Origin of the sequence: Rhodococcus daqingensis (genome assembly GCF_042665615.1) — a bacterium.
GTDB lineage: Bacteria > Actinomycetota > Actinomycetes > Mycobacteriales > Mycobacteriaceae > Rhodococcus_G > Rhodococcus_G daqingensis.
Map to the genome: position 1 here is coordinate 439,412 of NZ_JBHTCS010000017.1, position 13,026 is coordinate 452,437.

13 protein-coding genes are annotated in these 13,026 nt (G+C 69.2%); 10 read left to right on the top strand and 3 right to left on the bottom strand.

Going from position 1 to position 13,026, the window contains the following annotated elements:
• Positions 1-23 precede the first annotated feature (23 nt).
• The 8 genes from urtB to ACFQS9_RS16175 all read left to right on the top strand — a co-directional run bounded on the left by urtB (position 24) and on the right by ACFQS9_RS16175 (position 7,561).
• A complete protein-coding gene (urtB, locus tag ACFQS9_RS16140; RefSeq protein ID WP_378406372.1) occupies positions 24-908 on the top strand; it encodes an urea ABC transporter permease subunit UrtB in 885 nt (294 codons plus the stop codon).
• Positions 905-2,005 carry an urea ABC transporter permease subunit UrtC gene (urtC, locus tag ACFQS9_RS16145; RefSeq protein ID WP_378406374.1) on the top strand — a complete coding sequence of 367 codons (1,101 nt, stop codon included), beginning with the start codon at positions 905-907 and terminating at the stop codon, positions 2,003-2,005. Before urtB ends, urtC begins: the two co-directional genes overlap by 4 nt.
• A complete protein-coding gene (gene urtD, locus ACFQS9_RS16150; protein WP_378406376.1) occupies positions 2,002-2,823 on the top strand; it encodes an urea ABC transporter ATP-binding protein UrtD in 822 nt (273 codons plus the stop codon). Before urtC ends, urtD begins: the two co-directional genes overlap by 4 nt.
• Complete coding sequence (urtE, locus tag ACFQS9_RS16155) at positions 2,816-3,523, top strand: urea ABC transporter ATP-binding subunit UrtE (RefSeq protein WP_378406378.1); 708 nt, start codon at positions 2,816-2,818, stop codon at positions 3,521-3,523. The genes urtD and urtE overlap by 8 nt, the downstream gene beginning before the upstream one ends.
• 2 nt (positions 3,524-3,525) lie before the next feature.
• Positions 3,526-4,236: a GntR family transcriptional regulator gene (locus ACFQS9_RS16160; protein WP_378406379.1), complete on the top strand. Its 711-nt coding sequence runs from the start codon at positions 3,526-3,528 to the stop codon at positions 4,234-4,236.
• A 108-nt stretch (positions 4,237-4,344) separates the two neighbouring features.
• The gene (locus tag ACFQS9_RS16165; RefSeq protein WP_378406381.1) at positions 4,345-5,226 is read left to right on the top strand and encodes an SDR family NAD(P)-dependent oxidoreductase; all 882 of its coding nucleotides are present in this window, start codon (positions 4,345-4,347) and stop codon (positions 5,224-5,226) included.
• Positions 5,223-5,762: a carboxymuconolactone decarboxylase family protein gene (locus ACFQS9_RS16170; protein WP_378406383.1), complete on the top strand. Its 540-nt coding sequence runs from the start codon at positions 5,223-5,225 to the stop codon at positions 5,760-5,762. The genes ACFQS9_RS16165 and ACFQS9_RS16170 overlap by 4 nt, the downstream gene beginning before the upstream one ends.
• A 182-nt stretch (positions 5,763-5,944) precedes the next feature.
• On the top strand, positions 5,945-7,561 hold the full coding sequence (locus ACFQS9_RS16175; protein ID WP_378406385.1) for an MFS transporter: 1,617 nt from the start codon (positions 5,945-5,947) through the stop codon (positions 7,559-7,561).
• 43 nt (positions 7,562-7,604) lie between these two features.
• On the opposite strand, the gene ACFQS9_RS16180 is transcribed toward ACFQS9_RS16175, so the two are convergent.
• Entirely contained in the window at positions 7,605-8,471 is an 867-nt protein-coding gene (locus ACFQS9_RS16180; RefSeq protein ID WP_378406387.1) for an SDR family oxidoreductase, read from the bottom strand.
• A 134-nt stretch (positions 8,472-8,605) separates the two neighbouring features.
• On the opposite strand from ACFQS9_RS16180, the gene ACFQS9_RS16185 reads away from it, so the two are divergent.
• Positions 8,606-9,001, top strand: a complete 396-nt coding sequence (locus tag ACFQS9_RS16185; RefSeq protein ID WP_378406389.1) for a winged helix-turn-helix transcriptional regulator — start codon at positions 8,606-8,608, stop codon at positions 8,999-9,001.
• 69 nt (positions 9,002-9,070) lie between these two features.
• Here the strand turns inward: ACFQS9_RS16185 and lpdA are convergent, their stop codons facing one another.
• Entirely contained in the window at positions 9,071-10,477 is a 1,407-nt protein-coding gene (gene lpdA, locus ACFQS9_RS16190) for a dihydrolipoyl dehydrogenase (protein ID WP_378406391.1), read from the bottom strand.
• A gap of 255 nt (positions 10,478-10,732) precedes the next feature.
• On the opposite strand from lpdA, the gene ACFQS9_RS16195 reads away from it, so the two are divergent.
• Positions 10,733-11,758 (top strand): alpha/beta hydrolase, encoded by a 1,026-nt coding sequence (locus ACFQS9_RS16195; protein ID WP_378406393.1) that lies wholly within the window; start codon positions 10,733-10,735, stop codon positions 11,756-11,758.
• A gap of 100 nt (positions 11,759-11,858) precedes the next feature.
• Here ACFQS9_RS16195 and ACFQS9_RS16200 read toward each other — a convergent pair whose 3' ends face one another.
• The gene (locus tag ACFQS9_RS16200; protein ID WP_378406395.1) at positions 11,859-12,914 is read right to left on the bottom strand and encodes an alpha/beta hydrolase; all 1,056 of its coding nucleotides are present in this window, start codon (positions 12,912-12,914) and stop codon (positions 11,859-11,861) included.
• Positions 12,915-13,026: the final 112 nt, after the last annotated feature.

A 13,026-nucleotide genomic window follows, 5' to 3' on the forward strand; every position in this document is an offset into this window, starting at 1 on the left:
AGTAGAGAGGACGGGCATTCGACATGGATGTCGTGATCGGACAGTTGTTCACCGGCCTGAGTATCGGGTCGATCCTGCTGCTGGCAGCGCTGGGACTGTCGCTGACCTTCGGCCAGATGGGCGTGATCAACATGGCCCACGGTGAATTCATCATGGCCGGGTCGTACACCGCCTACGTTGTGCAACAGGTGTTCTCGACGGCGGGGGCCTCCCTGCTGATCTCTCTGCTCGTCGGCTTCCTCGTCGGAGGGGCCATGGGGGTGCTGCTCGAGGTGACCCTCGTGCAGCGGATGTACCACCGCCCTCTCGACACCCTGCTGGTGACGTTCGGCGTGGGCCTGATCCTGCAGCAGCTCGCCCGCGACATCTTCGGGGCGCCCGCCGTCAACGTGGTCGCCCCGGAGTGGCTGGCGGGCGGCGTCGACATCCTCGGCGCCGTCGTCCCGAAGACCCGCATCTTCATCCTGGTCCTCGCCGTCGTCTGCGTCGCGGTGCTGGCCGTCGCGCTCAAGACCACCCCGATGGGGCGGCGGATCCGGGCGGTCGTGCAGAACCGCGATCTCGCCGAGACCAGCGGAATCTCCAGCCGCAGAACCGATATCACCACGTTCTTCATCGGCTCGGGCCTCGCCGGAGTCGCGGGTGTTGCGCTGACCCTGATCGGGTCGACGAGTTCCACGGTCGGCCAGTCCTACCTGATCGACGCGTTCCTGGTCGTGGTGGTCGGCGGCCTCGGACAGATCAAGGGGGCGGTGATCGCGGCGTTCGCTCTCGGCATCCTCAACTCCTACATCGAGTACTCGACGACCGCGTCTATCGCGAAGGTCATCCTGTTCGTGATCATCGTCGTCTTCCTCCAGGTGCGGCCGCAGGGCCTGTTCGCCGTGAAGACTAGGAGTCTCGTATGACCGGCATCCTCACGCGCTGGCGGCCGCTGGCCGGTTTCGCCCTGGCCGCCCTGGTGCTGTTCGGCCTCGCACCCGCGGTGCTCAGCGACTTCCGGCTCAACCTGCTCGGCAAGTTCCTCTGCTTCGCCATCGTCGCCGTCGGGATCGGATTGGCCTGGGGCCGAGGCGGAATGCTCACCCTCGGCCAGGGCGTCTTCTTCGGACTCGGCGCCTACATGATGGCCATGCACCTCAAGATCGCGGACGCCGAACTCAAGGGCAACGACGTCCCCGACTTCATGCAGATCGCCGGCATCGGAGAGCTGCCCGGCTATTGGACCCCGTTCGCCTCGCCGGTCGTCACGATCCTCGCGATCCTGGTGGTGCCCGCACTGGTCGCGTTCGTGCTCGGCCTCGGGGTGTTCAAGCGCCGGGTCAAGGGCGCCTACTTCGCCATCCTGTCGCAGGCCCTCGCCGCCGCCTTCGCGATCCTGCTGGTCGGCCAGCAGACGATCGGGGGCAGCAACGGGCTCAACCGGTTCCGCACCTTCTTCGGCTTCAATCTCAGCGACCCCGCGAACAAGCGGATGCTGTTCTTCATCGCCGCCGGAGTGCTCCTCCTCGTGGTCGCCCTGACCCGGCAGCTGATGTACAGCCGCTACGGCGAACTGCTGGTCGCGGTCCGCGATCAGGAGGAACGGGTCCGGTTCCTCGGCTACGACCCGGCGAACATCAAGGTCGTCGCCTACGTGGTCGCCGCCTTCTTCGCCGGTGTCGCCGGCGCGCTGTTCGTCCCCATCGTCGGCATCATCTCCCCCGCCGACGTCGGCATCGTCCCCTCGATCGCGTTCCTCATCGGTGTCGCGATCGGCGGCCGTGCCACCCTGCTCGGTCCGGTGCTCGGCGCGATCGGCGTCGCGTGGGCGCAGTCCACCCTGTCCGAGAACTTTCCCTCCGGCTGGATCTACGCCCAGGGCCTGCTGTTCATCGTGGTGGTCGGCTTCTTCCCCGCCGGCGTGGCCGGGCTGATCGCCCTGATCCGTCGCCGCAGTCCGCGCGAGCAGGCCCCCCGCGACGACACCCCCGACGCCCTTCCCGAACTCGAGGTGGCCCGATGACCAGCGCGACAATGCCCGTGTTCGGCGGCAACGCCGGAATGTCCAGCCAGTACCTCGAGGTCAGGGACCTGCGGGTGACCTTCGACGGGTTCACCGCCGTGGACGGGGTGGACCTGACCCTGATGCAGGGCGACCTGCGCTTTCTCATCGGCCCCAACGGGGCAGGCAAGACCACCCTGGTCGACGCGATCACCGGCCTGGTCCCGGCCACCGGCTCGGTGACCAAGTCCGGTGTGGAGCTGATCGGCAAGAAGGTGCACAAGATCGCCCGCCTCGGCGTCGGCCGAACCTTCCAGACGGCGAGCGTCTTCGAGCAGCTCAGCGTCCTGCAGAACCTGGACATCGCCGCGGGCGCGGGCCGCTCCGCGCTGACCCTGCTCCGCAGGCGCGGATCCGTCAGCCCGCAGATCGAGGAGGCGCTCGAGATCACCGGTCTCGGCCACCTGCGCGACAAGCAGGCAGGCATCCTGGCGCACGGGCAGAAGCAGTGGCTCGAGATCGGCATGCTCCTGGTCCAGAACGCCGATGTGTTGCTGCTCGACGAACCCGTCGCGGGCATGAGTCACGACGAGCGGGAAGAGACCGGAAGCCTGTTGCGGCGCATCGGCGGTGAGCGAACTGTCGTCGTCGTCGAGCACGACATGGACTTCATGCGCGCGTTCGCCACCTCCGTCACCGTGTTGCACGCGGGCAAGGTCCTCGCCGAGGGCACGGTCGAGGAGGTCCAGGCCGACCCGAAGGTGCAGCAGGTGTACCTCGGTACCGCCTCGGCCGCCGAGGCCGAGACCACCGCCACGAAGGAGACCGAGAATGCTTGAGCTCAAGGATGTTCGCGCCGGCTACGGTCGCACCGAGGTCATCCACGGCGTGACCGTCGAGGTGCCCGCGGACGGGGTGGCCGCGGTGATGGGCCACAACGGGGCGGGCAAGACCACCCTGCTCCGGGCCGCGGTCGGGCTGCTGAAGATCAACTCGGGCCAGGTCCTCTTCGACGGCGAGGACGTCAGCAAGCTGCGCCCCAGCGCCCGGGTGGCCCGCGGCCTCGCCTATGTGCCCCAGGGCCAGCAGTCCTTCGGGCAGCTCACCACGGCGGAGAACCTGCAGGTCGTGGCGGACGGCCGCAAGCGCGGGCGGGCGCTGATCGACGAATCGCTCGACCTGTTCCCCGCGCTCAAGGGCCTGCTCACCAGGCGCGCCGGGCTGCTCTCCGGCGGCCAGCGGCAGCAGCTCGCCATCGCCCGGGCCCTGATCACCGAGCCCCGGATGCTGATCCTCGACGAGCCGACCGAGGGCATCCAGCCGTCGGTGGTCGCCGAGATCGAGAGCACGATCGTCGAACTCACCGGTCGCGGCGGCCTCGGGGTGCTGCTGGTGGAGCAGCACATCGGCTTCGCCCTGCAGGCGGCGCAGAGCTACTACGTGCTCGAATCCGGACGGATCACCTCCACCGGTGAGGGCGGGCGCGGCGTCCGTTCGCCCGGAGCCGAGTCGGCGGTCCGCGCGGCGATGGCCATCTGACCATGGCCGCGAGATCGCGGGCGCGTCAGGAACATTCACACCTCGGCGAGCAGGTGTACCGCGCGCTCCGCGACGACCTGGTCTGCGGACGATTCAGCCCGCTCGACCGGCTGGGCGAGGAGCGTCTCGCCGAGCTGTACGGCGTCTCGCGCACCCCGGTGCGGGAGGCGCTGGCCAGGTTGCTGTCGGAGGAGCTCGTCGCCCGGGAGGACGGTGGACTGTTCCCCTACCGTCCGCGGTTCGAGGACCTCCACGGCCTGTACGAGCTCCGGATGACCGTCGAGCTGCGGGGTATCGACCGCGTCATCGAGGACCGTCGGCTCGAGCACGCGCAGGACATCCTGCGCCCCGAGCTCGAGCGCTGGACCCGGATGCGCGCGGAACCGCCCGCACCCGGTCCCGATTTCATCGCGAGCGACGAGGCCTTTCACGCCACGCTGCTGCGGGCCTCGGGCAATCAGGCCCTGGCCGAGGCCCTCGACTCGGTGCACAGCAAGCTGCGCCCCGTCCGACGGCTCGACCCGTGGACCCCCGAACGCGTCCGCGCCACCGTCGACTCGCATCTGAAGATCGTCCGCGGCCTGCTCGCCGGGGACCTGGGCCCGGCGGCCGGGGAGCTGCACCTGCACATCCGCCGAGCCAGGGACCTGGTCGTCGAGCGCACCGGTCAGGCGGTGGCCAGCTCCGCGATGGCCCGCGCGATCCGCGAGTAGCCGTCCGCCGGACCGCGAATGTGCGCCGCGGGCGGGCGCGTCCGGTGTAGCGTTTTCCTACCGTTGAGTAAGAACCGTTGGGCACGAACACAAGGGGTGCGGAACGCGATGGCGAGAAGTCTCGAGGAGGGGCTGGCCGGGCGCCGCGTCCTGATCACCGGCGCGGCCCGGAGCATCGGCGCCGCACTCGCGAAGCGGCTGCACCAGCACGGCGCGAGGGTCGGCCTGCTCGGGCTCGAGCGGGAACTGCTCGAGCAGGTGGCGACGGCGTGCGGGAACGCCCCCTGGCGCTACTGCGATGTGCGCGATCACGCCCAGGTCGACGCGGCGGTCGCGGGGATCGTCGACGAACTGGGCGGGCTCGACGTGGTGATCGCCAACGCGGGCGTCGGGGCGCAGCTGCCGATGCTCGGCGGCGACCCGGCGGTCATGCAGCGCATCGTCGACGTCAACCTGATGGGCACCTACTACACCCTGCGCGCGGCGGGCGAGCACATCGGACACCGCGACGGATACGCGCTGATCATCACCTCCGGGGCCGTCGGGGCGCAGCTCCCCCTGCTCGGGGCGTACAGCGCGACGGCGGCCGCGGCGGAGGCGCTCGGCAACACGCTGCGGGTGGAGATGCGCCACCTCGGCACCCGCGTCGGCGTCGGGTACCTGGGCGAGATCGACACCGACATGATCTCGATCGGCTTCGACACGGCCGCCGCGGACAAGATCAAGTGGTCGGGCATGTTCACCGCGATGTCCCCGCTCGAGGTCGCGATCACCGCCTTCGAGAAGGGAATCGCCCGGCGCCGCAAGCGGATCTACGCACCGGGGTGGGTCGGCGGGCTGCTGCATTGCCGGATGGCGGCGCAGCGGATCGTCGAGCTCCGGCCGCAGCCGCACATGGCACAGGCGCTGGCCATCGCGCGGACCGAGCACACCAGGTACACCACCGTGCAACCCGAGCTGCCGCTCCGTCTCTCGGACAGCGCCCGATGAGCGCGCGGATCACCCCGGGCCGGCTGCGTCAGCTCGGGCCGATCAACTGGGTGGTGTGGCGGGTGCTGTCGACGGTCTCGGGCACCCCTGACGCGCAGCTGTTCAGCACGCTCGGCCGCACCAAGGGCACCTTCCGCGGCTGGCTGCACTTCGGCGCGGGACTGATGCCGGGCGGGCGGATCTCCCGGCACGAGACAGAGCTGATCATCCTGCGCGTCGCGCACCTGCGCGGCTGCGACTACGAGATGGACCACCACATCCGGCTGGGCAGGCGAGCCGGGGTGACCCCCGAGCTGCTCGACCGGGTGCTGGCCGGGCCGGAGGAACCCGGCTGGAGCGATCGGCACCGGGCGATGCTGGCGGCGGTCGACACGCTGGTCGCCACGAAGGACCTCGACGACGCGCACTGGTCGGCGCTGGCCGCGCACCTCGACGAGCGCCGCATGATCGAATTCCTGCTGCTCGTCGGCCAGTACGACATGCTCGCCACCACGATCGGCACGCTGCGCCTGGACCGGGACACCTTCCGCCGCTAGCCACCGTTCGCCGAGCGTCCGCGATGCTCATACGCCCGCGCTCACGGCAAGCCGGGACGCGCGCGATGTGACGATGGCAACCCGACCGGCCGTTTTGATTGACCGTCGGTTGCGCCCGTCGGTAGCGTCCGGCCTCTTGGGCCGTGACGCGAGTCCGTGCCTCCTGACGGCAGGAATTCAGCATGTCCACTGGCACACAGGACGTCCACGACGACGTCGCGGCATCCGCGATCACCGAGAATCCGAACCACGAGCGGCGCTGGCTGGTGCTGTGCATCGTCGCCCTCGCGCAGCTCACCGTGGTCCTCGACGGCACCATCGTCTCGATCGCGCTGCCCGACGCCCAGGTCGAGCTGGGCATCAGCGACTCCGACCGCCAGTGGGTGGTCACCGCGTACGCCCTCGCGTTCGGCGCCCTCCTGCTGCTCGGCGGCCGCGTCGCCGACTACTGGGGCCGCAAGCGTTCGTTCATGGTCGGCATGGCCGGTTTCGCTGCCGCCTCCGCGATCGGCGGCTTCGCCCAGAACGGCATGCAGCTGTTCACCGCCCGCGCCCTACAGGGCGTGTTCGCGGCGCTGCTCGCCCCCGCCGCGCTGGCCATCCTCACCACCACATTCATCGGTGAGAAGGAACGCGCCAAGGCGTTCGCCGTGTTCGGCGCGATCTCCGGCGGCGGCGCCGCCATCGGCCTGCTGCTGGGCGGCTTCCTCACCCAGTACGTCGATTGGCGCTGGTGCCTGCTGGTGAACATCCCCGTCGCGGTCTTCGCGATCGCGGTCACCGCGCCGATCGTCCGGGAGACCAAGGCGCACGGCGACACCAGCTACGACATCCCCGGCACCGTGCTCATCGCGATCGGCCTCGGCTCCCTGGTCTACGGCTTCACCCAGGCGGAGAAGCACGGCTGGGCGTCCACGCAGACCGTCGGCTTCATCGGCCTCGGCCTGGTCTCGCTGGCCGCCTTCGTCCTGGTCGAGAAGCGCTCGAAGAACCCGCTGCTGCCGCTGTCGGTGCCGTGGCATCGCGACCGCGGCGCCTCGTTCATCGGCTCGATGCTGGTCGGGTCCGCGCTGCTCGGCGGCACCCTGTACCTGACCTTCTACCTGCAGATCGTGCTCGGCTTCAGTCCGGTGGCCGCCGGCTTCGGCTCGCTGCCGATGGCGATCTTCATCGTGATGGCGGCGGGCATCTCGGCCCAGCTGAGTACCAAGATCGGGCCGAAGCCGCTGATGGTCGTCGGGCCGCTGGTCGCCGCCGTCGGGCTGGCGCTGCTGACGCAGATCGGGGTGGACAGCTCCTATTGGACGCACGTGCTCCCCGGCCTGGCCACATTCGGGTTCGGCCTCGGTCTGCTGATGGTGCCGATGCAGAATCTGTCGTTGATCGGCGTCAAGGATCACGACGCGGGCGCGGCCAGCGCGCTGGCCAATGCCACCATCCAGATCGGCGGGGCGCTCGGCACCGCGCTGTTCACCACGATCTACGTCTCGGCGAAGTCGGCGTTCACCGCCACCAACGCCGCCCCGACCGCGCCCGCGGGCGTCCCCGCGAGCGCGATCCCGGCGGACCTGGCCACGGCCGTGCCGCCGACCGCGGAGGAACTGGCGGCGCTGCCGGCCCCGGTGCAGGAGTTCATCGGCGCGCTCAAGGAGCACGCGTTCACCGCCGAGGTCTCCGGCTACGCGCACGTCTTCGGCTGGGCCGCGGCGCTGATCGCTGTGATCACCCCGCTGGTGGTCGTGCTGGTCCGCGCGAAGAAGGGCGATCTGCCCGACGAGGCACCCGTCGGGATGCACTAGGCGGCTGCGCCGCCTGTGCGCGGTTGACGAGTGCAGGGACTCGTCAACCGCGCACGGGCGCGGAGCGCCTCAGCACCTCGGCGACCGGGGTGGACGGGCGGCCGATCAGTGTCCGCAGGTCGCCGCTGGTGGTGTCCAATGCGCCGGCCTTGATGCCGGCGTCCGAGTTCGCGAGCATCCCGGCGTAGACGGCGGGAAGGCCGGCGCTCTCGAGGGCGGCGCCGAACTGCTCCTCCGAGAGGTCCTGGTAGACAACGGTCTTGCCCGCCGCCGCAGAGATCTCTCCTGCGAGCTCGGCGAGCGTCAGGCGCTCGTCGCCGCCGAGCTCGTACACCTTCCCGGACTGGCCGTCCGCGAGCAGCACGGCGGCCGCGGCCTCGGCGTAGTCGGTCCGCGCCGCGGCGGCCACCCTGCCGTCGCCTGCGGCGCCCGCCAGCACCCCGCGCTCGATGGTGCCCGCGAGGTCGATGGTGTAGTTCTCCCAGTACCAGCCGTTGCGCAGCAGGGCGTGGTCGATGCCCGAGGCGGCGAGGACCTCCTCGGTGGCCTTGTGCTCATGAGCCAGCGAGAGCGGGCTGTCCGCGGCACCGAGCACGGAGGTGTAGGCGACGAACCCGACCCCGGCGGCCTTGGCGGCCTCGATGACGTTGGTGTGCTGCGGCAGCCGCTGCCCGACCTCGCTGCCCGAGATCAGCAGCAGCTTGTCGACACCGGCCAGCGCGGCCTCCAGCGCGCCACGATCGGCGTAGTCGGCCGCGCGGACCTGCACGCCCTTCGCCGCGAGGTCGGCGGCCTTGGCCGGGTCGCGGACCACGGCGACCAGTTCGCCCGCGTCGGCGCCGCGCGCCAGCAGCGATTCGACGACGAGGCGGCCGAGGTGTCCGGTGGCACCGGTGATGGCGATGGTCATGTGCACTCCTGGTGTCGCGAGTCAGTTGAGTTGACGCTTCAAACAAACCGTCCGCGTCCATCATGCACTTATTTTTCGTAAGCGCAACCTGTTGAGTTAGCACTGAGGTATCGGCGGGTAGTAGCCTTGGCTCCATGACCGACCCCGACCTGCCGGAATCCGAGCCCGGCCTCGCCTTCGCCGCGGACGTGTTCGAGCGCGCCTGCGCCTCGCGGGAGGTGATCCAGACGGTCACCGGACGGTGGGGCACCCTCGCCCTGGCCGCCCTGGCCGAAGGCCCCTACCGCTTCAGCGCGCTGCGCCGCCGCGTCGACGGCGTCAGCGAGCGGATGCTGTCGCAGACCCTGCAGGCCCTCGAGCGCGACGGGCTCGTCGACCGCGCGGTGCTCACGGCGATCCCGCCGAAGGTCGAATACAGCCTGACCCCGCTGGGCGCCGACGTGGCGTCCCGACTGGTCGGGCTGATCGAACTGGTGGAGTCGCGCATGCCCGAGGTCATCGACGCGCAATCGCGCTACCAGGCACGCTGACGGCGAAGACCCCAAAACGAAGAATGCGCGGCGGGTGGATACCGGCCGCGCATTCTCTTCGATTCTGGATCAGAAGTTGATCATGTGTCCCGCGAGGCCGTGGATGGCCTCCTGCAGGGCCTCGCTCAGCGTCGGGTGCGTGTGCACGTTGCGCGCGAGCTCGTTGACCGTCAGATCCCACTTCTGCGCGAGGGTCAGCTCGGGCAGCAGCTCGGACACGTCCGGGCCGATCAGGTGGCCGCCGAGCAGCTCGCCGTACTTGGTGTCGGAGATCAGCTTGACGAAGCCGTACGGGTCGGCCAGGCCGTGCGCCTTGCCGTTGGCGGTGAACGGGAAGGTCGCGACCTTGACGTCGTACCCCTCCGCCTTGGCCTGCTCCTCGGTGAGACCGAAGCTGGCCACCTGCGGCTGACAGAACGTGGCGCGCGGCATCATCCGGTAGTCGCCCAGCTCGAGGGTCTCGGCGTTGCCGATCGTCTCGGCCGCGACCACACCCTGCGCCTCGGCGACGTGGGCGAGCTGCAGCTTCGCGGTGACGTCGCCGATGGCGTAGATGCCGGGCACGTTCGTGCGCATCCGCTCGTCGATGGCGATGGCGCCGCGGTCGGTGAGCGCGACACCGGTGTTCTCCAGGCCGTAGCCGGTGACGTTCGGCGCGAAACCGATCGCCTGCAGCACCTTGTCGACCACGACGGTCTCGACCTGGTCGCTGCCGTTCTTGGCCATGGTGACGGTGACGCCCGCCGCGCCGTTGTCGGTGACCGACTGCACGCCGGTCGAGGTCTTGATCTCGATGCCGTACTTCTTGTACCGCTTCGTGATCTCCTTGGAGACGTCCACGTCCTCCATGGGCAGCGCGCGGTCGAGGAACTCGACGATGGTGACCTTCACGCCGTAGTTGTGCAGGACGTAGGCGAACTCCATGCCGATCGCGCCCGCGCCGACGACGAGGATCGAGCCGGGCAGCTCGCTGGTGAGGATCTGCTCCTCGTAGGTCACCACGTTCTCGCTGACGGCGGTGCCGGGCAGCATCCGGGTGGTGGTGCCGGTCGCGATGATGACGTTGTCGAAGGTGACGGTCTCGGTGGTCCCGTCCGACTTCGCCACCGAGATGGTCTTGGCATCGGTGAAGGTGCCGCGGCCGTCGTACTCGGTGATCTTGTTCTTCTTCATCAGGAAGTGCACGCCCTTGACGCGGCCGTCCGCGACCGAGCGGCTCCGAGTGAAGGCGGCACCGAAGTCGAACTTCACATCTCCCGAGATGCCAAAGGTCTTGGCCTCGTTGTGGAAGATGTGGGCGAGTTCCGCGTTGCGGAGCAGTGCCTTGGACGGGATGCAGCCCACGTTCAGGCAGACACCACCCCAGTACTTCTCTTCGATGATGGCGGTTTTCAGTCCGAGTTGTGCCGCGCGGATAGCAGCGACGTACCCACCGGGACCGGCCCCGAGAACAACGACGTCATAGTGTGAGGTCACGATTGCTCAGGGTAGACCCGCCGCGATCCGCTGTCCCGGCATGGTCCGGTTACTCACCGGTAGCACACGGCGGCGGACGACCGCGACGTGGCGAAATCCCGACGACCGCTGCCGGCACGGTAGCTGGCAACCGGCGTAGTCGGGTACAAAGAGAAGGACCCCGTACCGGCTGGGCCGAGTCCGCGACGTCCGTGACTGCGCTCCCGTAACGCCCTGGATCGGCGAGCCGACGAATCAAAGGTGAAGGTTTCTCGCATGCGTCCTCAGACATCCCGCCGTGGCCGACTCGTCGCGGCGGCGATCGCGCTCTCCGTGCTGCCCATGCTGATGAGCCCCGCCGTCGCGCCCGCCGCACCGGCGGCGGAGTCGGGTGCCGGCTCGAAGCTCGAGCGGATCGAGAAGAACTCCGACCGCAAGGTGACCGCGCACGTCTACTCCGCGGCGATGGACGAGGTGATCCCGGTCGAGGTGATCACCCCCGCCGACACCAGCGCCCCGCGCCCGAGCCTGTACCTGCTCAACGGCGCGGGCGGCGGCGAGGACCGCGCCACCTGGCAGAAGCAGACCGACATCATGGCCTTCTTCGCGGACAAGAACGTCAACGTGGTCACCCCCATCGGCGGCGCCTTCAGCTACTACACCGACTGGCAGCAGGACGACCCGAAGCTCGGCCGGAACAAGTGGACGACCTTCCTGACCAAGGAACTGCCCCCGATCATCGACGCGGCGTTCGACACCACCGGCGTCAACTCGATCGCCGGCATCTCGATGGCGGGCACCTCGGTGCTCAACCTCGCGATCGCGGCCCCGCAGCTGTACCGGAGCGTCGGCGCCTACAGCGGCTGCGCCGAGACCAGCACCGACGCAGGCAAGTTCTACATCCGCACGGTCGTCGAGTCCCGCGGCGGCGCCAAGGCGACCAACATGTGGGGCCCGCTCGACGGCCCCGGCTGGGCCGCGAACGACCCGGTCGTCAACGCCGAGAAGCTGCGCGGCGTCAAGCTGTTCGTCTCCGCCTCCACCGGCCTGCCCGGTGACCACGACAACCTGGCCAACCCGGCCATCAACGGCAGGGCCGACGTCCTGGCCAACCAGGTGATCCTGGGCGGTGCCATCGAGGCCGCGGTCAACCAGTGCACGCACAACCTCCAGGGCAGGCTGGGTCAGCTGGGCATCCCTGCGACCTTCGACTTCCGCCCCGCGGGCACCCACTCCTGGGGTTACTGGCAGGACGACCTGCACGAGTCGTGGCCGATGCTCGCCGAGTCCATCGGCCTGTAGTCCACCTCGATCGACGAAGAGCGGCCCCCACCGGATTCCCGGTGCGGGGCCGCTCTACGTCATCGGTGGTTCGCTGTCGCGACGATGGGGCGCGGAAGTGCTACGGCTCCATGTTCATCGAACGCGCGAGCATCGGCCAGGCGTTGTGGAGATCGTCCTGCCAGTAGCCCCACGAGTGCGATCCGGTGGGCTCGAACGCGAAGGTCGCCGGGATGCCCAGAGAGGCCAGACGGTCGGACAGCTTGTGGGTGCACTCGTTCGTCGCGGCCTCGATGACCCCTCCGACGACGATCTGGTTCGCGAGCACCACGGGGTCGCCGTCGACTCGGGGATTGTCGAACGTGTCGTACTGCCCGGGCGCACCGGTGCGGCTGGCGATGTACATCGGCACCCCGCGGAGCTTCTCCGCATTGACGAACGGGTCGTTGTCCTTCCACCCCAGCCCGGACTTCGGTCCCCACATGTTCTCGGAGTTGCCCTTGCCCCGGTTCTCCACCACCAGCTCGACATACCGCTGGCCGACCGGATCGCTCGTCATCGCGCATCCGCTGAAGGAGGCGACGCTGTTGTAGAGACCGGGCGCCGCTATGGCGAGGCTGAGCACGGAGGTCCCGGACATCGACATCCCGGTGATCGCGTTCTCCCCGTTCGCGCCGAAATGCGAATCGATGATCGGCGGGAGTTCCTTCGTCAGGAAGGTCGTCCACTTGTTGCGCCCGAGAACCGGGTCGTCCTTCACCCAATCGGTGTAATAGGACGCGAAACCGGCCTGCGGTGTGACCACGTTGACGTGCTTGTCCGCGAAGAACTCCGCGACGTCCGTCTGCTGCTCCCACGTGATCTTGCCGGTGCCCCCACCGGTGCCGTTGAGCAGATAGAGCGTCGGCGCCGGGGTGCCGGTGTCCTTCGGACGGAGCACGTCGAGCGGAATCTCCCGGTCCATCGACGCGGAGTACACGGTGATGGATCGCTTCTGGGCGGGACCCGCGACGTCGGACACCAGGCGTGAGACCTTGTCCTGCTGTTGCGCGGCCGGTGCCGGTGCCCCCGCGGTCGCCACGGAGCCGGTGCTCAGCATCGGGACGGCTGCCGCCAGGATCACGGTGGCGAGCGACTGCCACGCTCGTGGGGAACGCAGATGTACAGCGGGTGGCATGGTTGTGACTCTCTCGTCTCGGCTGCGGCCGCGGTCTGTGCCGGTCGACACCGGCGGTCATTCTTACCACTCGCGGGGGTCCCGTACCAGCTCGGTTTCCCGGTCAGGGGTA